20 protein-coding genes are annotated in these 23,699 nt (G+C 45.7%); 11 read left to right on the top strand and 9 right to left on the bottom strand.

Going from position 1 to position 23,699, the window contains the following annotated elements; translation table 11 throughout:
• Nucleotides 1-2 precede the first annotated feature (2 nt).
• Genes BMZ72_RS09015 through BMZ72_RS09025 form a run of 3 tightly spaced genes read left to right on the top strand, consistent with a single transcriptional unit; the run spans nucleotide 3 to nucleotide 4,917 of the window.
• On the top strand, nucleotides 3-2,309 hold the full coding sequence (locus BMZ72_RS09015; protein ID WP_089807444.1) for a Gldg family protein: 2,307 nt from the start codon (nucleotides 3-5) through the stop codon (nucleotides 2,307-2,309).
• Nucleotides 2,310-2,314: 5 nt separating this feature from the next.
• Nucleotides 2,315-3,643 carry a MutS-related protein gene (locus BMZ72_RS09020; RefSeq protein ID WP_089807446.1) on the top strand — a complete coding sequence of 443 codons (1,329 nt, stop codon included), beginning with the start codon at nucleotides 2,315-2,317 and terminating at the stop codon, nucleotides 3,641-3,643.
• 2 nt (nucleotides 3,644-3,645) lie between these two features.
• Nucleotides 3,646-4,917, top strand: coding sequence for a MutS-related protein (locus BMZ72_RS09025; RefSeq protein ID WP_089807448.1), 1,272 nt, complete (start codon nucleotides 3,646-3,648; stop codon nucleotides 4,915-4,917).
• A 227-nt stretch (nucleotides 4,918-5,144) separates the two neighbouring features.
• Here the strand turns inward: BMZ72_RS09025 and BMZ72_RS09030 are convergent, their stop codons facing one another.
• The 6 genes from BMZ72_RS09030 to BMZ72_RS09055 form a co-directional block, all read right to left on the bottom strand.
• Nucleotides 5,145-6,149 carry a DUF6268 family outer membrane beta-barrel protein gene (locus tag BMZ72_RS09030; protein ID WP_089807449.1) on the bottom strand — a complete coding sequence of 335 codons (1,005 nt, stop codon included), beginning with the start codon at nucleotides 6,147-6,149 and terminating at the stop codon, nucleotides 5,145-5,147.
• A 98-nt stretch (nucleotides 6,150-6,247) separates the two neighbouring features.
• The gene (locus tag BMZ72_RS09035) at nucleotides 6,248-9,367 is read right to left on the bottom strand and encodes an efflux RND transporter permease subunit (RefSeq protein ID WP_089807451.1); all 3,120 of its coding nucleotides are present in this window, start codon (nucleotides 9,365-9,367) and stop codon (nucleotides 6,248-6,250) included.
• A 14-nt stretch (nucleotides 9,368-9,381) separates the two neighbouring features.
• Nucleotides 9,382-10,440: an efflux RND transporter periplasmic adaptor subunit gene (locus BMZ72_RS09040; protein WP_089807453.1), complete on the bottom strand. Its 1,059-nt coding sequence runs from the start codon at nucleotides 10,438-10,440 to the stop codon at nucleotides 9,382-9,384.
• Between the two features lie 8 nt (nucleotides 10,441-10,448).
• Nucleotides 10,449-11,786, bottom strand: coding sequence for a TolC family protein (locus tag BMZ72_RS09045; protein WP_089807455.1), 1,338 nt, complete (start codon nucleotides 11,784-11,786; stop codon nucleotides 10,449-10,451).
• Nucleotides 11,787-11,957: 171 nt separating this feature from the next.
• The gene (locus BMZ72_RS09050) at nucleotides 11,958-12,716 is read right to left on the bottom strand and encodes a LytR/AlgR family response regulator transcription factor (RefSeq protein WP_089807456.1); all 759 of its coding nucleotides are present in this window, start codon (nucleotides 12,714-12,716) and stop codon (nucleotides 11,958-11,960) included.
• Complete coding sequence (locus BMZ72_RS09055; protein ID WP_089807458.1) at nucleotides 12,697-13,725, bottom strand: sensor histidine kinase; 1,029 nt, start codon at nucleotides 13,723-13,725, stop codon at nucleotides 12,697-12,699. The genes BMZ72_RS09050 and BMZ72_RS09055 overlap by 20 nt, the downstream gene beginning before the upstream one ends.
• Before the next feature lie 165 nt (nucleotides 13,726-13,890).
• Between BMZ72_RS09055 and BMZ72_RS09060 the strand changes: the two genes are divergently transcribed.
• The 3 genes from BMZ72_RS09060 to BMZ72_RS09070 are packed head-to-tail and all read left to right on the top strand — an operon-like array spanning nucleotide 13,891 to nucleotide 17,425.
• Nucleotides 13,891-15,165 carry a TlpA family protein disulfide reductase gene (locus BMZ72_RS09060; protein WP_089807460.1) on the top strand — a complete coding sequence of 425 codons (1,275 nt, stop codon included), beginning with the start codon at nucleotides 13,891-13,893 and terminating at the stop codon, nucleotides 15,163-15,165.
• Between the two features lie 56 nt (nucleotides 15,166-15,221).
• On the top strand, nucleotides 15,222-16,676 hold the full coding sequence (locus BMZ72_RS09065) for a sensor histidine kinase (RefSeq protein ID WP_089807462.1): 1,455 nt from the start codon (nucleotides 15,222-15,224) through the stop codon (nucleotides 16,674-16,676).
• The gene (locus tag BMZ72_RS09070) at nucleotides 16,673-17,425 is read left to right on the top strand and encodes a LytR/AlgR family response regulator transcription factor (RefSeq protein ID WP_089807464.1); all 753 of its coding nucleotides are present in this window, start codon (nucleotides 16,673-16,675) and stop codon (nucleotides 17,423-17,425) included. The genes BMZ72_RS09065 and BMZ72_RS09070 overlap by 4 nt, the downstream gene beginning before the upstream one ends.
• Here the strand turns inward: BMZ72_RS09070 and BMZ72_RS09075 are convergent.
• Together BMZ72_RS09075 and BMZ72_RS09080 are read right to left on the bottom strand one after the other, a co-directional pair.
• Entirely contained in the window at nucleotides 17,422-18,336 is a 915-nt protein-coding gene (locus tag BMZ72_RS09075) for a helix-turn-helix domain-containing protein (RefSeq protein ID WP_089807466.1), read from the bottom strand. The two genes, BMZ72_RS09070 and BMZ72_RS09075, sit on opposite strands and share 4 nt — an antisense overlap.
• 59 nt (nucleotides 18,337-18,395) lie before the next feature.
• Nucleotides 18,396-19,193: an SDR family oxidoreductase gene (locus BMZ72_RS09080; RefSeq protein ID WP_089807468.1), complete on the bottom strand. Its 798-nt coding sequence runs from the start codon at nucleotides 19,191-19,193 to the stop codon at nucleotides 18,396-18,398.
• A gap of 221 nt (nucleotides 19,194-19,414) precedes the next feature.
• On the opposite strand from BMZ72_RS09080, the gene BMZ72_RS09085 reads away from it, so the two are divergent.
• Genes BMZ72_RS09085 through BMZ72_RS09095 form a run of 3 tightly spaced genes read left to right on the top strand, consistent with a single transcriptional unit; the run spans nucleotide 19,415 to nucleotide 20,865 of the window.
• Nucleotides 19,415-19,915, top strand: coding sequence for a GNAT family N-acetyltransferase (locus BMZ72_RS09085; RefSeq protein ID WP_089807470.1), 501 nt, complete (start codon nucleotides 19,415-19,417; stop codon nucleotides 19,913-19,915).
• Nucleotides 19,916-19,967: 52 nt separating this feature from the next.
• Nucleotides 19,968-20,399: a MarR family winged helix-turn-helix transcriptional regulator gene (locus BMZ72_RS09090; protein WP_089807472.1), complete on the top strand. Its 432-nt coding sequence runs from the start codon at nucleotides 19,968-19,970 to the stop codon at nucleotides 20,397-20,399.
• 58 nt (nucleotides 20,400-20,457) lie between these two features.
• Nucleotides 20,458-20,865: a nucleoside deaminase gene (locus BMZ72_RS09095; protein ID WP_089807474.1), complete on the top strand. Its 408-nt coding sequence runs from the start codon at nucleotides 20,458-20,460 to the stop codon at nucleotides 20,863-20,865.
• Between the two features lie 55 nt (nucleotides 20,866-20,920).
• Here the strand turns inward: BMZ72_RS09095 and BMZ72_RS09100 are convergent, their stop codons facing one another.
• Nucleotides 20,921-21,289, bottom strand: a complete 369-nt coding sequence (locus BMZ72_RS09100) for a winged helix-turn-helix transcriptional regulator (RefSeq protein ID WP_089807476.1) — start codon at nucleotides 21,287-21,289, stop codon at nucleotides 20,921-20,923.
• Nucleotides 21,290-21,454: 165 nt separating this feature from the next.
• Here BMZ72_RS09100 and BMZ72_RS09105 point away from each other — a divergent pair, with 165 nt between their 5' ends.
• Nucleotides 21,455-22,909: an MFS transporter gene (locus BMZ72_RS09105; protein ID WP_089807478.1), complete on the top strand. Its 1,455-nt coding sequence runs from the start codon at nucleotides 21,455-21,457 to the stop codon at nucleotides 22,907-22,909.
• A 428-nt stretch (nucleotides 22,910-23,337) separates the two neighbouring features.
• Nucleotides 23,338-23,634 (top strand): hypothetical protein, encoded by a 297-nt coding sequence (locus BMZ72_RS09110; RefSeq protein WP_089807480.1) that lies wholly within the window; start codon nucleotides 23,338-23,340, stop codon nucleotides 23,632-23,634.
• Nucleotides 23,635-23,699: the final 65 nt, after the last annotated feature.

A 23,699-nucleotide genomic window follows, 5' to 3' on the forward strand; every position in this document is an offset into this window, starting at 1 on the left:
GCATGAAGACGGTTCTCAGAATTGCGAAAACAGAACTACGTACTCTTTTTTATTCACCAATAGCCTGGTTCTTACTGATAGCATTCCTGGTGCAATGTGGTATGGCTTACATTTCCGGCCTGGACGGCAGTGCCAGGACACAGGAAATGGGCGGCATGGGACTGGAATATATGACCCGCCTGACTGACCGCATCTTTGCGAGTAAAGGCGGTGTATACAGTGTTGTAATGCAGACATTATATCTCTACATACCATTGCTTACCATGGGGCTGATCAGCCGTGAGATCAACAACGGTACCATCAAATTACTTTATTCCTCTCCTGTAAAGGTTAGTGAGATCGTGTTTGGAAAGTTCCTGGCGATGATGGTATACAACCTGCTGATGATACTGATACTGAGTATTTTCATCATTGATGCGCTCCTGCATGTCAATCATGCTGATGCCGGCATGCTGTTATCTGCCTCTCTGGGCTTTTATCTGCTGTTATGCGCTTATTCAGCTATCGGCCTGTTCATGTCCAGTCTCACGTCCTACCAGATCGTGGCAGCTGTCTGTACCTTTATCATGGTGGGCATACTGAGTTATGTTGGTACCCTATGGCAGGGAATTGCGTTCGTGAGAGATCTTACCTATTTCCTCTCTCTCAGCGGACGTACCGAAAAAATGCTGGGAGGATTGATCACGAGTAAAGACCTGATCTATTTTGTCACGATCATCTATATTTTCCTTGGCCTGAGCATTTATAAATTAAAGGCAGGAAGGGAATCGAAACCATTTGCGGTGGTAGCCGGCCGGTATGCATTCATCATCATATCAGCATTGACGGTCGGGTATATTACATCCCGTCCGGCATTAGTTGGCTATTATGATGCCACCGCCAATAAATCAAGGACGCTTACACCGAATGCGCAAAAGATCATTCAGGAACTGGGAGATAGTCCGCTGGAAGTGACCGCTTATAACAACATGCTGGGACAGTTCTACTATTTCGGTGCTGAGGAATACCGCAACATGGACGTGGCCCGCTGGGAACCTTATATGCGTTTTAAAGACAATATTGATCTGCAATATGTCCAGTATTATGATAGTGTACTGGATAACCCCGGCATGATGCGTTTCTATCCTGGCAAGGACCTTCAGGAAGTAGCCACTCAGCGGGCTAAAGGCATGAATCTGAAGATCTCTGCGTTTAAAACGCCGGCAGAAATGCGGAAAATCATGGACCTCCGACCTGAAAGTAACCGTTATGTGATGCAGTTGAAATATAAGGACCGTGTTACCTTGTTACGCGTATTTGATGACCAGGCACAGTGGCCGGGAGAAACTGAGGTAACAGCTGCCTTAAAACGTCTTCTGCAGGCGAAGATCCCCAGGATCGCATTCCTGACAGGCAATCTGGAAAGAAGTATTGAGAAATCGGGAGAACGGGAATATAATGCCCTGACAAAACGAAACAGTTTCCGTTATGCGCTTGTCAATCAGGGTTTTGATGTAGACACTTTATCACTTGAGCAACAGGATGTTCCCGCTAACATCTCCACCCTTGTAATTGCAGATCCTAAAACTGAGCTTAGTACTATTGCGTTACAAAGGATCAGGCAATATATAGACAATGGCGGTAATCTGCTTGTTGCCGGAGAGCCGGGTAAACAGGCCATATTAAACCCTGTATTGCAACAACTGGGTGTACAGTTCATGGAAGGTACCATCGCACAGCCTAATAAAGATTTAACACCTGACGTAGCACTGCCGTTAATGACTGCAACAGCTGCTGATCTTTCAAAAGCGCTGATAAAGAGCTTTAAAGATAGTGTGGTTATTTCAATGCCAGGTGCAACCGGACTTGTTTACAAAGACAGCATCTTCCATGCCCAGCCACTGCTGGTAACAGATGCGGGTAAAAGCTGGTTAAAGAAAGATAAACTGGTCGCAGATTCTGCAGATGTGTTATATAACCCGGCCAATGGAGATGAAAAAATAGCAGTTACTACGGCAGTAGCGCTTACCCGTAAAATAAACAACAGGGAACAGCGTATCGTGGTGGCAGGTGATGCCGATTTTCTGAGCAATGGAGAACTATCCCGATACGAAGTCAAAACGGCGAATTTCTCGTTTAACACAGCGATTTTCAGCTGGTTAAGTTATGGAGAATTTCCTATTGACACCTTCCGTCCGGAGGCAAAAGACACCCGTGTGTCTGTCAGCAGCGATACGGTAGGCTTACTGAAAATTCTCTATCTGTGGATATTACCGGGCTTACTTATCGCCTTTGCCACCATTCTGCTTATCAGGCGTAAAAGGAAATAAAACATATGTTATTTACTACAGACAAACAGACGCTGGAAGACCTGAACATCTTCGGGAAGTACGGGGGAGAATCGGTGTATAACATCTTTAACAGGACCATTTCCCGTGGAGGCGCTTCGTTAATGGAAGATATGTTCCGGCATCCATTATCAGACCATCTCGCTATTAACCGGCGAAGTGAGATCATCCGGGATTTCGCGCAGGCGGGTACGGTATATCCTTTTTCTGCTATGCTCTTTGATGCGGTGGAGCCTTATCTTAGTAATACAGATGAACGTACAAAACTATCTGCTGATGATCAGTCCATCAGCAAAAAGCTGGCAGATATGATCGCAGCAGATGGTAATATGCAGATGGTTTATAAAGGCGTACAATCACTGGTCGAAATATTGCAGGGTATACAGTCTTTTATCAGCGGTGGTGAGGGAGGTGCAGCTTATGAAGCGGATAGGAATGCTATCTCTACCCTACTCTCAGCACCGGCTTTCTCACCGGTGCTGGCACACCGGGGAAAGCTCTCACATGCTACGATCGCAGCCTATGACATCCTCTTCCGCTTCCGGTACCGGGAAGCCATCCAGCAGTTACTGCATTATCTGTATTATCTGGACGTATACCTGTCTGTCGCGAAGGTAGCGGCAGAACGTGGATTCATATTTCCTGCCGCACTAGCTCGTGATACATGCAAAGCCAATGTGGAAGGGGTATATCATCCGCTGTTAAAGAAAGCTGTACCTAATACCATCTGTATCACAGCAGAGAATAATGTACTCTTTCTTACCGGCGCAAATATGGCGGGTAAGTCGACATTCATGAAGTCGCTCAGTATTGCATTATTCCTTGGCCATATGGGATTCCCCGTAGCTGCTGCTAAAATGGAGTTTTCTGTACTGGATGGTATTTATACGACGATCAATCTGCCTGATAACCTTGGTATGGGCGCCAGTCATTTCTATGCGGAAGTACTACGGGTTAAGAAAATAGCCCAGGAGCTAAGTATGGGTAAACATCTTTTTATTGTATTCGATGAATTGTTCAGAGGTACGAATGTAAAAGATGCATATGAAGCCACCATTGCCATCACTAATGGATTCGCAGGTAAGCGCAACAGCATATTTGTCATTTCCACCCACATTATCGAAGCCGGTGAAGTATTAAAAGCGCAATGCGGGAACGTACATTTTGTCTACCTGCCTACGCGTATGGAAGGACTCAGACCGGTATATACATATATGCTGGAAAACGGTATTACAAATGACCGGCATGGTATGATCATCATTAACAATGAAGGCATTCTCGAAATGCTGGCAGGCGGACTGACCAAAATGAAATGAGCATGAGTTTTACAGCTGATAAACAAACGTTGGAGGACCTGAACCTGCTGGGGAGGTTCAAACCAAACTCTATCTACTACCTTTTTAGCAAAATCAAAACCACCGGAGGGGAACGACTGCTGGAACAAATGTTCCAGCAGCCCCTTATTGACCCGGATGCCATTAACAAACGTAGCGCTACTTTCCGCTATTTTCAGGAACGGCAGTTGTCTTTTCCTATTAGCGGGGAACAAATTAAACTGGCAGAAAACTATCTCACCATGGGTGGTGGGAGCGGCCTCTCATTTATTCTCCGGAAGAAACTGCATGCATTTCTAAACGACGATGGGTATGAAAAACTCTGTGCAGGGCTGGTGGCGACCATAGATGTATTACGCACCTTTCGCGACTTTTTACAGCTACTACCTGATTATGAGGAAGCAGTGGCTTTGCGCAAAACATTATCTGATATCAGCTGGCTGGATAATGCCAATGACTTTTCTATAATGACAGTGGCACAGTATGACCGTCAGCTGCGGCATCATCATCAGGCGGCAATGGAACAGGTACTGGAGGGTATTTACCAGCTGGATGTATATATTACCGTCAGTGATGTGGCCCGCCAGCGGGGTTTCCATTATGCCACTGCCTTACCGGCCTTTCCGGCAGTATTCCGCACCACCGCTTTACGCCATCCTGCGCTGCCTGCCGGGATCAGCAATCCGGTGTCTCTTGACGAAAATGCTAACGTAATTTTTCTGACAGGCGCTAATATGGCAGGTAAATCTACCCTGATGAAGTCAATCGGTGTCGCACTTTACCTGGCTCATATGGGCTTCCCGGTAGCCGCAGCAGATATGGAATTTTCTGTCCGGGACGGTCTCTATTCTTCTATTAATGTGCCTGATAACCTGAACATGGGATACAGTCATTTTTACGCAGAAGTACTCCGGGTAAAGCAGGTAGCGGCAGAAGTCAGTGCCGGTAAAAATCTGTTAGTGATCTTTGATGAACTTTTCAAAGGTACCAATGTAAAAGATGCATATGATGCCACCTTAGCTGTGACCGCCGCATTTGCCCGTTATCATAATTGTTTTTTTGTCATTTCGACGCACATCATTGAGGTAGGTGATGCCTTAAGACAAGATCCTGGTATTCAGTTCCGTTATCTGCCTACTATACTGGAAGGAGCCATTCCAAGGTATACCTACCTGCTCCGTGAAGGTATTACCAGTGACCGGCATGGCATGACTATTATTGAGAATGAGCAGATACTTGCGTTGCTGAAAGATTAATTTATATCAGCTGAAAAGCCTGCATGTTTCATAAAAACAAAAGTGTGGTCATACCAGGCCACACTTTTGTTTTTTTACTATAATAACATTACAAACACCAGCCCATGACTGGGCCGGTGTACTGCTTAAAACCTACAACTGTTACACTTAAAGTGCATCGTATACTAAACTGTTATTGCATGTGATCTCATGCGATATATCTTAATGGGCACATCGCCTTGTTATTATTAAAATGGCAGCAACGATACCGTTACATTCGCATACGGTATAGTGCTGATCTTATTGGAAAGGAAATACTTATCAGATCTCTCATTTCGTTCATACTGTCTTGAGGTCAGCGGAGTCAGTACGCCGCCGTTCACCCCTAGCATTAACAGCTTGCCTATACGGAATTCCAGTCCGGGGCCTGTTTTCAGATCCACGGAAGAGAAACTCGCATCTGCGGGCAGGACCGCATGTGACAGACGGAAGAAAGATACAGACCCGGCGATCGCACTACCGAAGGTGAACCAGCTTTTTTTGGATAAGGCGGTTCTGACTCCGATACGTTGCGGCAGACTGATATCCAGTTCCAGCTTATTGGGAAACATATGCCAGTAGACAAACAGCGGCAAGACCGGAATATTAACCGCCGGATCGATGTTCAATAAGAGTCCCAGACTGACATTGGTTGTCCTTGTCTGTTTCAGCTGGAAGATCATTCCACCTAAGAAACTGATCTTCTGTGCCAGCCGGTAATCATCCGAGAGGACCGTAAGGCTACCGGTATAGATCACCCTGCGGCCAAACAATGAATCTACCCGTTGGAAAGAGGCACTTACCCCTACCGTCACCTTATTCATTGCCGTATCCTGCACGTTAAAATCATCCGGCATGTACGCTTTATTGCTTACCAGGTTCAGGTACTGATGGAACAGGCTGAAAGAGGCTGTGACTTTATTCTTTCCCCAGGCAACTACCGGCACGTTCACCAGCGCAGATGTGCGTATCTGGGATATCTTCCCGTCAAACAGGTTATTGCCATAGAGCTTGCCGTTGATATCTGCATTAGATATGAAATCGGTAGAGACCATGACCTGCCGCAAAGACACACTCCTGATGGCCGCCTCCCTCATATACACCTTCTTTATTGAATCTACCATTCTCTTCTGCGCGGGTGGCATCTGCCCCTGCCCCATCAGTTCATTTGTAACAAAAACAGATAAAAGACCGAAGTAAAGGGAGGACTTCATCAGCTACGTATTTAAATTGTTGTGGTAAAAGAATCCCAGGCGGCAGCCGGAACAAGTCATTTGTTGCAGCTGCCGTTATCTGGTTATAAAGAATAGGATCAGGTCGTACTTAACCTGGTATCGGGTGTAGATTTCTTCTGGAAGCGGTTCTTCAGCCGTTCAATGATCAGGTACATGGCAGGCACCACAAACAGGGTCAGGATCATTGAACTGGTCAGTCCACCGATGATCACCCAGGCCATCCCGTTTTTGATCTCGGAGCCTGCGCCTGTTGCCAATGCGATAGGCAACATACCCAGGATCATTGCGAGGGTTGTCATCAGGATAGGCCGGAGACGTTCTTTTCCGGCTTCAATCAGGGCTTCATTCACACTACGTCCTTCTTCTTTCAGCTGATTCGTAAAGTCTACGATCAGGATCGCATTCTTAGACACCAACCCTAACAACATGATGACACCGATAATGGAGAAGATATTCAGGGTCTCCATAGCCAGCGCCAGTGCCAGTAAAGCACCGATCAGCGCTACCGGTATAGAGAACAATACCACAAACGGATAGATGACACTTTCATACAGGGCCACCATGATCAGGTATACCAGCAGGATGGCGGTGATCAGTGCCAGTCCCAGACTGGAGAATGCATCTCCCTGGTTTTTCACATCACCTAAATATTCAACAGATATACCTGGCGGCAATTTGATACCGGCTACCTTCTTTTTGATCTCCTCTGCCACGGTTCCCGTCGGACGTCCTGCTACATTGGAGTTTATGGTAATGGAGTTCAGGCGGTCGCTTCTTTCCAGGACACTTTCGCCCATAGTTTCTTTTACCTCGGCGAACTGACTCAACACAAAACGTTGTCCGTTCGTATTGGCGAACGTGAGGTTTCTCACATCGCTGATATTTGATCTGTCATAGCGGTCGAGGCTCACCAGGATGTCGTATTCGTTGCCGTTCTGTTTGAACTTACTATTGTCATTACCACTGAATGCATTCTGTAATGCACCACCTACCTGGGTGGCATTGATACCTAACAATGTCATCTTCTCACGATCCAGTTTTACCTCAATCTGTTGTTTAGGCGCTTTTACTGACAACTGTACAAACTGTGTACCCGCTACGCTGGTCACCTCTTTCATGTATTGCTCTGCAATGGAGCGAACTGCCTTCAGGTCCAGTCCCTTAATAGCGATCTGAATAGGCGCCTGACTACCGGAGCCGGTGATGGAGGTCGGAGAAGCAGTTACTTTTGCACCAGGAACGGCAGCGGTCAACTGTCTTTGTATCATGATACCAAACTGCTCCGCCGTCATGTCTCTTTCATCAGCCCCTTTGAGGGTGACGGTCAGTTCTGCACGGTTGGCATTATTACCACTTCCTGCTACACCACCACTGATAAAACCGATACTTGAAAACACCTTATCCACTTCCGGACGCTTCATAATGATCTTTTCCACTTCCTGGGTCAGCATGTTGGTCTGGTAGATACTGGAGGATGGATTCAGCTCCAGATTGATCATGAGTTCTCCCTGATCTCCCGAAGGGATAAATGAAGCACCAATAAAACCTTTTGCCAATAACATGATAGAACCGATGATCAGGACGATCACGCCGGACAATAACCAGCGTTTCTTTCTTAACATCAATACCAGTATGCGGGCATAACTCTCTTTTGTTCTATCGATCAGGCTTTCAAAGCCCAGGTTAGCTTTACCCCACCAGCTCTTGGGATTAAGGTGTTCCAGACGACCAAACCGGCTGGCCAGCATTGGTGTGACGGTAAAGGATACAAAGAGGCTCATTAGTGTAGATACCACTACTACCAGGGAGAATTCGCGCAGAATAGCCCCGATAATACCTCCAGACATTGCCAGTGGCAGGAATACTACTACGTCCACCAATGTGATCGCCATGGCCGTAAAACCAATCTCATTACGTCCTTCCAGGGCAGCCGTTCTTCTGTCTGATCCCATTTCCAGGTGTCTGTAGATATTCTCCAGCACCACAATAGAGTCATCCACCAGAATACCTACTACCAGTGAGAGTGCCATTAAGGTCATCAGGTTGAGGGAGAAACCCAGCAGGTACATGGCGATGAAGGTCGGGATCATGGAGGAAGGCAATGCCACCATCACAAACATGGAGCTCCGGAAGCTATGCAGGAAGGCCAGCATAACAATCCCTACGATGACAACCGCCAGCACCAGGTCTTCCATTACCGCATCGGCAGAACGGAGTGTATAGGTCGACTGATCCGTAGAAATAATAAATTTCAGCTGGTTGTTTTTATACTGTCCTTCGATACGTTCGAAAGCGGCCTTTACCTGCCGGCTTACATTCACCGCATTGGCATCTGATTGTTTGATGATCTGGATACCGATAGAGGGTACTCCGTTGATGTGGTTGATCGCAGTCGCTTTCGCAGTAGCATCCACCACCTCTGCCACATCCCGCAGATAGATACTTCCCTTGCCTGGTTGCTGACGTACGATCAGGTCACGCAGTTGCGCAACAGATGCTACGTTTGCGTCGTATTGAATTGTGAACTGTTGTTCTGTTGTTTCGATACTACCGGCAGGAAATGACTGGTTGGCATTATTGACCGCATTCGTCACATCAGAGATGCTCAGGCCATATGCCCACAGTTTGCTCTGATCGACATTGATCTGAATCTGTCTTTCATCTCCACCGATAATATTAACCTGTCCCACACCAGCTACGTTCTGCAGGATCGGGCGCAGCTGTTTATCTACGAATTCATACATTGCAGCAGGCGTCAGATTGGAAGTAACCCCGGCCCGTACGACAGGCGCTTCTTCCAGGTTGACCTTATTCACCAGCGGCCGGTCGGCATCATCCGGTAAATCATTGATGGCCTGATCCGCCTTCCGCTGTACGTTTGCTTCTGCTTCGTCGATATTGGTACCGCTTTTAAACTGTATGACGATCTGTGAGATACCCTCCTGAGAAGTGGAATTGATCTTGTCCAGACCTTCTATCGCCGCAAATACATCTTCCAGCTTTTTAGTAACAGATGTTTCCACCTCTGAGGCCGAAGCGCCTGGATAGATCGTACTGACCGTCACCGTTGGCACTTCTATTTTTGGAAGCAGGTTATAATTCAGTTTATTGTAGCTTATCAATCCGAAGAGGATAAGCACCGTAAATATCACGATGATCAGTAAAGGCCGTTTTACGGCAACTTCTGCTATTGACATGAGCGATAATATTTTTATTTGGAGACACTGACAACACTGCCATCCTTTAAGTTAATCTGACCAGAGGTCACCACCTGTTCTCCCGGTTTTAATCCGCCAAGCACCTGTACCATACCATTCACATCTGCACCTGTCTGTATTTTACGCTGATGTACAACGCTATCCTGTAATACATATACGGCAGCATCTTTCACACTTTCTGTCAGTGCTTCTCTTGGGATCACCAGTACCTGCTGTTCTGTTTTTCTGGAGAAATCGACATAGACAAATGTGCCTGATCTGAGCAGGGTTTCGTTGTCGTTGCCGATGAGGATCTCTACGAGATAGTTGTGTGTTTCATCGGCCTGCGGACTGATAAAGCTGATCGTACCACTGAATGTTTTGCCGGGATAGACGTCAGTACTGATCTTCACTGGTTGTCCTTCCTTCACTTTATATACTTCAGCTTCTGTGAGGTTGACCTGTACTTTTGCACGGGAAAGATTGACGATAGAAGCGATCTCCGTGCCTGCATTTACAAACATGCCCTGTTCTACCTTCTTGGCAGCGATCACGCCACCAGTCGGCGCCAGAATAGCGGCATCCGAGATATTCTTCTTTGCCTGTTGCACCTGGTTCACGGCATTTTCATAGTCCTGTCTGATACCGTTTACCTTCTCCTGCGTAGCTGCCTTACCTGCCAGGAGTTCGGTATATACATTCAGGTCATTTTTCAGTTTTGCAGCGTTTGTCTCTGCCTTCTGCAATTCCAGTTGTGCGAGACGGGTATCTGTCACCGCCAGTACCTGTCCCTGTTTCACGTTATCACCCAGATCAAAGTTTACCTTTAACAGGGTACCACCTGACATGGCCAGGGCTTTTGCTTCTTTAAACGGGGCAAGGTTACCCGTTTTGAGAATATTGATCTCCAATACCTGCTCTGCTACTGCTGTGACCTTTACAGGAATACGTACAGCGGCAACCGGGGCCGGATTATTCTTTTCATTCAGTTTACGCTTGTTAGCGGCCAGTTTAAACACGATCAGTGCAACGATCGCTATGATGGCAATAATGGTAATATATCTGGTTTTCATGTGCTGATTTATAAAGCCGTATAAAAAGTCTTCAGGGTGCCCGCAGTCTTCTCCAGTTCGAGTCTGGCAAGAATGAGGTTGTAAAGGGAGCTGAGATAATTATTCTGCGCTTCCTTTACCGAGTTCTGTGCATTGATCCAATCGGTCATATCGGTGGTACCCTTTTCATATTGCAGGTTGGTCACGTCAAATACTGACTGGGCGAGGTCTATGTTCCGGCGGTTGTTCTCCACATTGCTCTGTTCCTTCATCATCTTTGTCCGCGCGTTCTCATATTCCAGTTCATACTTCCCTTCATCCAGTTTCAGTTTCTCCACCGCGTTCAGGTGTTTATATTTCGCCTGGTTATACTGTGCATTGCGTTTAAAGAAATCCAGCAAAGGGAAACTGAGTTTTAATCCGATAGCGGAATAAGTGCTCATCGTAGAAAATGACTGATTCAGCTTATCCCCAAAACCAACGGCGCCATAACGGGCATAGGCCGTCAGACGGGGATAAATACCGGCTTTAATACGCCGCTGATCGATATCCAGTAATGAAGCATTTACCTGTGACAGCTGATAGTCTGTACGGTTGTAGGCAGAGAAGTTTTTGTCTTCTGCCAGTACCGGCGCTACGACGCGCAGGTTCCCTTCTGCCGCACTGCTATCTACCTGGATCGGGTCTTTGATCGGATAGCCCATTTCATACTTCAGCTGGTTCTCCGACAAAGTGATGTTGCTTTCTGCTACCACAATCTGAGACACGGCATTGTTATAGTCCACCGTGACTTTATCCAGCTCCTTTTGCAGCACAGTGCCTTTATTAACACGCTGTGCAGTCACATTCATCTGCTGCCGGTATTTCTCCTGGTTGCTCTTCAGCATGCCCAGTTGTTCCCGGTAGATGAAGATCTGGTAGTAGGCGTTTGTGATGTTGTAAATAATAGTTTCCTCGCTCTTCTTTTGATTGAGCGTTGCCTGTTGTACGTTATACTTATTGGCTTTCAGTCCGACGATCAGTGACTGGTCAAAGATCGTCTGGTCCAGCTGGGCTGATCCGTTAGAATTGAACTTTTTAGTGAAGGCCACACGGATGTCGTCGGGTCCGAAGATACCAGCCGGGATAACCGTTTCCTGTACTTTCAGGTTGTCATCCAGGGAGCCATTCAGACTAACGGAAGGCAGATAGGCGGCGAGCGCTTCTTTGGCCTGTGCATCGGCAGCTTTCTTTTCATTGTCGTAGATGACGTTGTTACGGTTATTCTTCATACCGTACTCAATGCAGCTACGTAATGTCCAGACCGACTGTGCGAAGAGTCCGGAGGGCAGTAATGCAAGTGTTGCTAATAATAGTCTTTTATTCATATATCAACTAAGAGATCCATAAAGTCCGTTCCGGCGGCCTCTTTACAGGCGCCGGTCAGTAATTGACAGCAAAGCTAGATGATACCCCGGTGCGCTTTTTTTATATTCTTATGAGCGACACAGATGGGGTTATGAAATGACCAAAATCACAAACGAAATGCCAGGCGGGAATTACTGTTCTACCCAGCGGAGGAAATCCTGGGCTTTGAGACGGCTGATGATGATCTTATCCGGCGTCTGGCAGGTGGTTTTTACGATGAGTCTGCGGTTGAAGTAATGCTCGATATCCTGGACAATATTCCTGTTGATGATGAACTGTCTGTTAGCCTTGAAAAAGACCTGTGGGTTCAGCATCTCTTCCAGTTGTTCTATAGTGTAGGGAACGGTATATTCCGGCCCTTCGGTGGTGTAGATCCTGACGATACCATTGGATGTGTATACGAAGCATATACTCCCGACCTTAACAGGAACGATCTTTTCCCGGTAGTAGATCAGAATGGACTGTTTGTAGTTGTTATCCAGCTGATTGACCGCCTTACTTAAATTGGTAGCATATGCGCCGGCGGAGAAGTGCTCCCGGATACGGTTATACTTTTGTAAGCTACGCTCCAGCATACTCTCCTCGATGGGCTTGAGCAGGTAATCAATACTGTTTGATTCGAAGGCATTGATTGCGTACTGGTCGAATGCGGTGGAGAAGATCACGGGGACATTGATCTGTACTTCTTTAAAGATATCAAAGCTCAGTCCGTCTCCCAGCTGGATATCCGAGAATATAAGATCGGGCGTCGGGTTCTCCCGAAACCATGCGATAGCAGTCGCCACAGAGGGTAAGATAGCCATTACATTGATCTCCTGATCGATGTTTTCCAGCATAGACTTCAACTCAATCGCTGTTCTACGTTCGTCTTCAATTATGATTACGTTCATTGCTGATTAAAGGTAAACTGACTGTAAAGGTTTCCGGGGTGTTGTTCACCCTGATATCTTTGTTAAAGAGTAGCTGGTACCTGTCTTTGATATTCTGCAATCCCAGACCGGTGCTTTCTGTTGTTACTTTTTTGGGACGACAGTTATTAGCGACCTCTAATTCTCCTTTACTGTTAACAGACAGGTGAATATGCAAAGGTGCTTCCGGCGATAATACGTTATGCTTGATGGCATTTTCCAGCAGCAATTGCAGTGATAGAGGCGGTATGAGGCAGTCCAGATAGCGGTCGGGCACCTCTATATTCACGTCCAGGGCTGTTTCAAAGCGCTGGTGCAGGATATAGAGATAGGAATGGATAAAAGAAAGCTCTTCCGACAGGGAGGTCACATGGTGCTCGTTATAATTGAGCAGGTAACGGTATACATGTGCCAGCTGTACCACGAATTTCTTGGTATCTGTGTCGGCTGCGATATTCTTTAAAGTACTGAGTGAGTTAAACAGAAAGTGAGGGCTGATCTGTTGTTGTAAGGATATCAGCTGTGCATGAAGATGTGCCTGCTTGAGGTGCTCATTCTCCAGCTGTGTCTTTTGCAGAATGTTGTTGGTGTAGACGATGTCGAAAACGATAAAACAGATCATGCTCAGGTAAAAGCCTGCCATCAGTCTTCTGAGGAAATCTGCAAAGGTATCTCCTGTCATGGCCTCACGTGGCGGCACGAGTCCCGGCGGCAGATACTGATCGTAATAGTATATGATCCCCAGAGCAATCACCATTGCTGTTGTAATACTGAAAATGATCCTTATTCTGTTGTGTATAGGTAATTTCAGGTTCCTGAAAAAGGCATGCACAAACCAACAGGAAGAAATCAGAAAAGTGATTGACAGGACATGTCCGATCACTTGTCCAATGCTCCATAGCCTGACTTCCCCCAGCCTTATAACAAATGTACTACCGGCGAGTATACCGATAAGGATAAAGCACCATTTAAAGTGGTATGACCTGAACATGCTGCAAATGTACGCATTAGGAGGGCCTGAGGGCCCTTAAATGACCCGAAATGGACAATTTAAGGCCTGAAATGGCAAGAATTCACATTCATACTGTCCATTTGCACATCAGGCCTGTGCCCTTCCCTGGTTGTCTTTTAGTTTTACATCCAATTCAATAACACCATGAAATTTATCAGCACATTATTCATCAGCATACAACTCCTGGCGGGATGGCACGTCCATGCACAGCAGAGGAATTTCCTTAACGCCCGTATCAGTAATATGACAAAGGAAACTAAGCCTGAAAAAAATGTAAAAGCCATGTCTGTCCTTATAAAAGATTTCAGGCTTGATACTGTTAAAGATGCGGAAGATATCGATATTATGAAAGGGATAACTGCATTGACCTTCCTTCATGCCAGGAACTTTACTCAATTTGAAAACTATATCAACCAGATAAAGAATCAATTCAACCAGACCTCTTATCTGAATATGGCTGCTAATGAACTCATCAGCCATAAAACGAGTCTGGCTTATGCGGAACTAATTGCCCGTAGGACAATTGATTTATACCATTCTTTTAAAGACGATCCTTCTGCGAGGCCAACAGATTTTCCCTTACAATCCTGGAGCCGGTTTATGTCTATGGCCCAATATCCTTATTATCTCTCTTATGCACAGATACTTCATATGACCGGGAAGGATACTATGGCCTTCAGTTATATAGAAAAAGCATTTAGTTATTTACCCCCGGACATGGCAGATCAGTCTTCTGCCGAGTTATATGCGATTCTGTCAGCAGCAAATGGACACGCCGACAAGTCGTATGATATATTGCTCAGAAGCGTATCAACGGGAAATGCGAGTCTGAATATGCAAGAACAACTCATGAGACTGTTGGTTATAAGAACGGGCAATGCAGATCAGGCATCTCATTTCATGGACTCCCTTCAGCAAAATATAGTACGTGCCTATAAACAGGAGCTGATGGCCAAAATGCTTACTGATATAACGGCACCAGCGTTCAGCCTCACCGATACTAAAGGTAATCGTATCTATCTTGCTAACATGAAGGGCAATATCGTCGTACTCGATTTCTGGGCCACCTGGTGCGCGCCCTGTCAAGCTGCGATGCCGGCAATGGAGCAATTGAAAAAAAAGCACCCCGAAGTGAACTGGTACTATATAGCAACCATGGAAAAAGGAGCAGCTGCGAGCAGCAGGATAAACCAATACATTAAAAAACATGCGCAACCAGCCAACACACTGATAGATATTCCTGTCCCGGACGATTCCGGTATGTTTGAAACAGCTGCTGCCTATCACGTGAAAGCCATCCCATTCAGAGCTGTCATTGACAAAAACGGCATGCTGCGGTTCATCTCTGAAGGATATACTTCGGACGCAGCGCTGATCAACGAAATGGAAGCCATGATCGATATCGCCAAAGAGCAATAAAACAACTCCCCAATAAATAATATTATATTGAGTAACCTGAATAGCATCATTCTATTATGATCAAGCCCATACACAAAGCAAGCATCTTTCTTATCCTGATATATCTGCTCTGTCTGCAATCGGCAGCGGCTCAGCCTTCAAAGACGCAGCATTTAACACACTTCCGTATCGTTAGTGCCGGGTTACTCTCCGGCCGGACAGAAAAATCGCCAGATCAGCGACAGGTACAGTTGTACACTGCCGGAGGGTTTATTAACATTCTGCCAGACAGCACGTTCAGCCCATCATCATCCCGGTATTACTTCCGTTTATACAATACGAAAAATAAAGCCGATTCAAGTGTAAAGATTTCAGGAGGCAAAAGCATACAGGTATATCTGAATATTGGCCAGGAATACGTTATTACCCTCTACGATCAGCAAACAGATTCCATGATCACCCGCTGTCGTATAAAAAGAATACAAGTGATACCGGAGCTCATGCTCTACAGCAGGCAGAAGGAACATGTACTTTCTACACGCATTGCTGCAAAGCCTGATAAACCGGCTGAAATCAAGGTCAGACCGGGAACAATGACCACTATCGGACCAGCAGGAATCCCTGCATTTGATAGTACAGAAATAGAGTATGTGCTGACAGACCTTAAAAGAAAAAAGTCATTAAACATCGTCAGCAGTAACGGGTTTGGACCTGCTCATCTTGAAAACAACAGATCCTATCAACTATCATTCAGGTATACGCTTCAGCGGGAAACCACCGCTATCTGTTATATCACCGTACAGCCATACTGGTATCAGTCTCCGTATCTGTATATGTTGTTTAGCATACTGATGGCAGCCGTTATTTTTATTGCTATACTAACAATTTATAAAAAGCAACTCCGCTCTTCAAAAGCAGCGCAGGACAAACTGGAAGACGCGGCTATCAAACTACAATCGTTATTAAATCCACACTTCACCTTTAATGCGCTGAGCACCATTCAGGGTCTGATGAATACAGGCCGTATCGATGAAGCAAATCTATATTTACAGGAGTTTAGTTCCTTACTGAGAAAGGCTTTATCCAAAAGTCAGCAGGTGCTCAATACACTGGACCAGGAACTGGATATGATGCGCCTGTATATCGGGTTAGAAGCTTTAAGATTTAACTTCAACTGGCAGATAGAAGTAGCTGACTCCTTACATCCTGCAGATATTGAGATACCCACACTCCTGCTCCAGCCATTGATAGAGAATGCCATCAAGCATGGTGTAGCTGGCACTGGTGATAAGGGGCAACTCCGTATTATCTGTAAAGCAGGAGATAAAAAGGATAGCCTCGTCATTATCATCAGCGATAATGGTACCTGGAAAGAAACAAGGTCTGAAACGGGTTATGGTCTGCGGTTAACAGAGGCCCGGATACACACTGCCAATAAACTATTCCATCGTACACAGTCAATAAGTCTTACTTTTAATAAGCAATCAGGTACAGCGGCTGTTTTAACCTTTTACAACTGGATAAATCAATGATCACTGCCATCATCGTAGATGACGAAATCATCAATATTAACAATCTGCAGGCTTTACTTAACAAACATTGTCAAAACATTACCGTGACCGGATCGGCTATGAATGCGGCAGCGGCAAGAAAAGCGATCATGCAGCTAAAGCCGGACGTCGTCTTTCTGGATATCGAGATGCCGGAGGAAAATGGTTTTGATCTGTTACGGTCTATTAAAGACATTAACTTTGAGGTTGTGTTTGTGACGGCTTACGACACCTATGGTATTATGGCGGTAAAGTTCTCTGCGCTGGACTACCTGTTGAAGCCTATCAATATTGAAGAACTAAAGATCACCGTTAGTAAAATAGAGCAATCTGTCAGTAACAAAAACCAACCACTGCGACTGGACAATCTGCTGCATTTACTGGAGCAGCAACAGCCGGATGCATACCAGAAAATTGCCCTGCCGACGCAAAAAGAGACGTTCTTTGTACCCGTAAAGGAGATCATCCGGTGTGAGTCATCCAACAACTATACGACCTTTTTTCTTTCCAATGGCAGTGAACATCTGATATCAAAACCCCTGTATGAATATGAAGAGTTATTAAGCCCATATGGGTTTATCCGCTGTCATCAGTCACACCTGGTGAACCGTATGCATGTAACAAGCCTACTGAATGAAGACGCAGGTTATCTGATCATGCAGCATACAGCAAAGAAGATCCCTATTGCGAAGCAAAGAAAGAATCTGGTAAAATCCTTACTTCGTATTTAGTTAAATGATTTCCTGAAGTCCAGCGGAGAGACAGTTGTTTGTTTCTTAAAAAATTTATTGAATGACTGTGGATATTCAAAACCCAGTTGATAGGCTATCTCAGCGATAGTGAGATCAGTCGTGCTTAATAACTCTTTTGCCTTATCTATCATTTTCAGCTGGATATATTGCTGTGTATTCACGCCTACCAGTGAGCGTAACATATCACTGAGGTAGCGTTGGGATACGTTGAGTTTTGCTGCTATTTCTTCCACAGCAGGAATACCTGCAAACAAGGCGTTATCACGATCGAAATAGTTACGCAGCATCTCATCCAAAGCGGATAACTGATCGCTGTGTACTGCCTTCCGGGTAATGAACTGACGATTATAGAAACGATTGCTGTAGTTGAGCAACTGTTCTATTTGTGAGATGATAATATCCTGACTAAAGTGATCTATGGCAGCATTTAGTTCCCGTTTGATGCTTTCAAAGATGCCTATGATGACCTGTTTTTCCTGTTCGGACAGACAAAGCGCTTCATGGACGGAGTAATCAAAGAAGCCATAGTCTTTAATGGTCTTAGCCAGGGGATAATTGCGCAGAAAATCAGGGTGGATAAGTAAGGTTAGTCCGCTGTAATCAGCTTCTTCTTCAGTTGCGGCGATCACCTGCATCGGAGCGGCAAAACTCAGTCCGCCTTCATCGAAATCATAGTACTGTTGCCCGTACTTAATCTTTCCCCTGAAGTTAAATTTAAGAGAGATCTTATACATATTCAGGACCATCCCTTTGGAGAGTTCAGTCACATCAGCAGTAATCTCTGCGTAGTTGGTAACGGTGAGTAAAGGGTGCTGCGGAGCAGGTAATCCCAATGCTCTGAGCAACTCAGATACAGAGTTAAATAAAGGCGGCGCTTTTTGCTGTCCCATGATGCAAATGTATTTAAAAGTGAAGAGAATACTATCCCTTCACGATGATATTAAAATGGTTATTCTCCGAAGAAAAGCGTTGTTCTTTCCTGATGAAAAGCTGCTGTGCCAATGCTGAGGCTACGGGCGTACAGTGTTTTTGCATCCTCGCCGGCCAGATAGCGGAGCTGTTGTTTGCCATCGGTAGCGGCCTCGTAAACGGTCTCTGCGATCTTCTCCGCTGTTGCAAACTGCTCCGGATCAAAGCCTGCGTATAATTGTCCTATCATCTTTTCATAGGCGGGATGTGCGGCGGTGTCGAGAGAACGGCCTGTAAATTCGGTTTTAATACCTCCTGGCGCCACTGTTTTGATGCCTATGCCCAGCTGTCCCAGTTCATAAGATAGCGCCTCTGTCCAGCCTTCAATGGCAAATTTGCTGGCACAGTAAACGGAACTCATAGGCAGCCCAAACACGCCGCCCATAGAAGTGGTGGTAATAAAGAGTCCCCTGCCCTTTTCCCTGAAATAAGGAATCAACGCTTTTGTCAGTCTGATCACACCCAAAACGTTTGTCTCAAACTGCCGGGCAATCTGCTGATCGCTCACCGCTTCCAGTGGCGCAATCAGGCCATAACCCGCGTTGTTAAATACTACGTCCAGGTCGTATTGCTGTATGATCTCCCCTGCTGTCTTTTCAATCTGTGCCGGATCGGTTACATCCAGTGATACTAATATCACATTCTCCAGCTGGCGGAGATCCGTTTCTTTTTCCGGGTTGCGCATAGACGCTATGACGCGCCAGCCTTCGGTCGCGAATAATCTGGCGGTAGCTTTACCTAATCCGGAGGAAGCGCCTGTAATAAAGATCGTTTTCATGTGTTGTGTTTATACCCCAAAATTGAAGAAATGGCCACTGGTTAGCATAGCCGGGTTGGTAAATGTTGTATCCGGGTTAGTATGGCATTTCTATCCTGTTATCAGATATTTTATTTTCATATAGGTTGACTTTTTCAACTTATTTATCTTACTTCGCATTATCAATTGGTTGAAAAAGTCAACCTTTTGCTTTTATTTTAATAAACACTAACAGGAACAATATGAGCACTATCAAATTGTCGGCTATTCAGATAAGAAATACGCTACAACCGGGTGACCTGGGTTATGTAGCCTATATACACGGCGACCTTTATGCAAAGGAATGCGGTTACGGAATCAGCTTTGAGGCGTATGTACTGGATGGGCTGAAAGACTTTGCGCGGGAATACGACCCTGCGCAGGACAAAGTATGGATCTGTGAGCATGCGGGAAAGATCATGGGTTGCCTCGTTGCACAGCACAGGGACACTCAGGTGCAGCTGCGCTATTTTATTTTCCAGCCGGAATACCGGGGGATCGGTCTTGGCAGAAAGCTTATGCAGGAATTTATAGGGTTCATGCGTGAGAAAGGCATCCGGGAGGCGTATTTACTAACGACAGAGGAACAACATGCCGCCATTGCCCTGTACACTAAATTCGGATTTACACTGACCGAAGAAAAATGTTCTGAAATCTTTGGCAAACCACTTACTGAACGTCGTTATGATCTGACATTGTCCTAATTTTGCCCCGTCATGATCAGCCCCTGTGTCCAGGGCTAACAACCTCATTTTTATGAAAGATAAAAAAATCATCGATAGCATAAGAGCATTTAACAGGTATTACACAGGGCTGATTGGCCTGCTGGACGACCATTTGCTGAATAGCGACTATTCTCTTGTGGAGGCACGTATACTATATGAGATACATACAAATCAGCCAGTGAGCGCTTCACAGATCATGACTGAAATTCAAATTGATAAGGGCTACCTAAGCAGAGTACTGAAGCAGTTTGAGAAAACGGGGCTTATTTTAAAGGAGGTATCCAGTGAGGATGCAAGGATAACGCTGGTTTCTCTCACAGACAAAGGAGACCAGCTTTTCAATGAACTGAATGATACTTCCAATCGGCAGATAGCCGGATTGATAAAAAAGCTGACAAAGGAACAACAGCAGCAGCTGGCAGGACATATGCAAGCCATCAGGGAAATCCTGAGTGAAGAGTGAGTAAAAGATAGTTTGACAGGACATACAAGTTATAGCTAACCATTTATATTGCTACACAATGCAGACAAACGACAAATTTATGACGCGTTGCTATCAGCTTGCTGATATAGCCGCAAAGGAAGGTGAAAGTCCGGTAGGAAGTGTTATCGTCAAAGATGGCGTCATTATCGGAGAAGGCTCAGAGAAAAGCAAACAACAGAAAGACATTACCCGTCATGCTGAAGTAGTGGCTATCCTGGACGCTTTGCGTAATACAGACAGTCTCGCCGGGTCCATCCTGTATACCAATGTGGAGCCCTGTTTGCTTTGTTCCTATGTTATCCGGCATTATAAGATTGCAGAAGTGGTGTTTGCTAAACATTCAGGAGAACTGGGTGGTACACATCAGCCATTTGATCTGCTGACCTCCCCTGACTTTACATCGTGGGCAAAGCCACCGGTGATCACCCTGTATAAAGAAGATTAAAAACGACCGCTATATAAAAAGAAGCGGGATAGTATGATACAATCCCGCTTCTTTTTTATTTCACCCTTGGTTTCTCTTTACCATACAATTCTCCCCACGTACAAAGGGCATCCATGATCGGAATCAGCTGTTTTCCCAATGGGGTGAGTTTATATTCTACTCTTGGCGGTACCTCAGGAAAAACTGCTCTTGTCAGAATGCCGTCCCTTTCCAGTTCGCGCAACTGCGCAGTGAGTGTTGTATGTGTAATGTGTTCCATTTCTCTGCGGAGCTCACCGAAACGCTTCGGGCATTCCCGGCGGATCGTATCCAGCAGTAACAGTTTCCATTTACCCCCGATCGCCTGCATTGCTTCCATCATCGGATTAGGCGATTCTTCTTCGGATATTGTCTGCGGTTGTTTGTCGTCCATCTTTTTTTCCATCACGCTACATTTTTTTTAAACACTAAGCCGCTGTTATTCATCAATAGTATCTTTTTTCATACCAGGTATGTTCTGTGACACTACTTGTCTGATAAGTATTGCCTGCTCAATTTTGCTGCAACAAAAATACATAAAACCATCCTTCGGGATACTTATACACATTATATGCGTACTTTATTGCGTCAGACAACTACCTATCAAACAGCTTCCTATACCAACATCTACCGCTGGATTGCATTACTGATCGTCTCAACAGCGGCGTTCCTTTCCGTCGTGGATCTTTTTATTGTAAATGTGGCGTTGCCATCCATCCGGGAAGGTATTCATGGTACGAACGGCGATAGCCAGATGGTCATTGCACTGTATTTGCTGGGGCATGCGATATTTCTGATCACCGGGGGAAGATTCGGGGATTACTATGGCCATAAAAAGGTCTTCATCTGGTCGATGTTGCTGTTTACCGCAGCTTCTGTGTGTTGTGCTGCGGCACAAAATGCCACGCAGCTGAATATTGCACGGTTGCTGCAAGGTGCGTTTGCAGCGTTTATGGTACCACAGAGCATTGCCTATATTCAGTTCCTGTTTCCTGCTCATCAGGAACGGGCGAAGGCATTAGGTATTTATGGCACTATTGCCGGTATTGCGTCGGTGATTGGTCAGTATCTGGGCGGCCTGCTACCGGAGATACAGAGCGCCATCAGTGGCTGGAGATGGCTTTTTCTGGTCAATCTGCCTGCTGGTCTGCTGGCTGCTGCCGCTGCGGCGTACTGGCTGAAAACGCCCGCTAAAAAGACCAGCGGCAGTCCGGACTATTCCGGCGTGTTACTCCTGAGCGCCGGCCTGATCGCCCTGATCTATCCGCTGATCAGGGGACGGGAAATGGGCTGGCCTTTGTGGAGTGTGCTTTTATTGCCACTTTCCCTTGTATTGCTGGCCTGGTTTATCAGGGACCAGTATCACAGGCAAAAGACGGGAAAACGCTTCCTGATCGACCTGCAACTATTCCGTAACCGTAGTTTTAATACGGGCCTGATAACAGCTACGGCTTACTTCATTGCCCAGGATTCCTATTTCCTGATCAATACGGTGTTATTGCAGACCGGTATTGGCTTATCATCTGCAGCTACCGGTAGTTACTTTGTGATACAGGGTGTAGGTTACGTGGTGGCGGCTATTTTTTCCAGCCGGCTGACAGCCCGTTATGGCAAAGTGATCATACAGGCGGGTGTATTGCTGATGCTGACCATGTTATTCTTACATGTCCTGATCATGGAAATAGCCCCTGCCGGTGCACTGTTATCGGCCACTGTCTACCGGCAGGCATTCCTGGGGGTGTTATTTCTATATGGCATGGGCTGTGGATCGGTCTTACCTTCTCTCCTGACTATTACATTAAAGAAAATCCCTACACATCTCGCAGCGACTGCGGCAGCTACGTATGTGACCTTCCAACAGGTATCTATTGCGTTGGGCGTGTGTATTACCGGTGGACTGTTCTTCCAGTTCCTGGGAGCGGATCCTTCCCTATCGGAATGGCTGATGGCCTATCGCTGGGCAACGGGTACTAATATGTTCTTTTTACTGGTAGTTGTGGGGACTTTGTCCGTTAAAAAGGACTGATTATTCCGATTACACCCATATTATCCCATAACTACGCCGTTAGTTCTTCGCTCCTAAGCGAAGCATTAACGGCGTAGTTATGGGATAATATGGGGATAATACGAAGCTGAAGAAGATATTTCAGGCTGGACGCTGACTGGTTGTTCATTCGACGTATACATGACGCATACATGCTTCATACACGGAGCATAGGTGGACTTGATCACCTTTAGTCAATGATTTACAATATCTTATACTACCTGATAGTGACAATGCAGGGAGTCCTGGTACCTTTACATCAGCTCTTTGACAATATGGATTTAAGCTCAATATAAACCATTGATAAACAAAGAATAAATAGCGAAAAATGGACTAAATAAGGACCGCTTTTCAGACAATATCCGGTAACTGGAAGGCGTTATATACCCGTAATAAAATACATTTTTCTAATGAAGTTCTTTGTTAGTCCCAACGACATTATCCTCGAATTCTGGATAAGAAAGCAGTATGAGCAAGCCCCCTATCAGGAAGTAAGAGGTTTTTTCTTTACGCCTGAAGAGGCAGCAGTCAACATGGATGCTGCAAATCTCTTTGATCATTATCTCACATTGGCCCAGCGGGATGGTTTCCTGACCTATTCAAGTCATGAGTATACCAATCCGGATGGTACACCAATGAAGATCTATTCTCTGACGGCGTATGGCAGAGAACTGGGTCAGCGACTGGTGCAGGCTGGTACGCTGTAAGTTCGTTAAGGTGTTATGAAACCGGGGCTGATGAGGTGTGTATACCACTTCATCAGCCCCGGTTA

It is taken from the genome of Chitinophaga sp. YR627, from assembly GCF_900114995.1.
In the GTDB taxonomy this organism is placed as follows: Bacteria; Bacteroidota; Bacteroidia; order Chitinophagales; family Chitinophagaceae; genus Chitinophaga.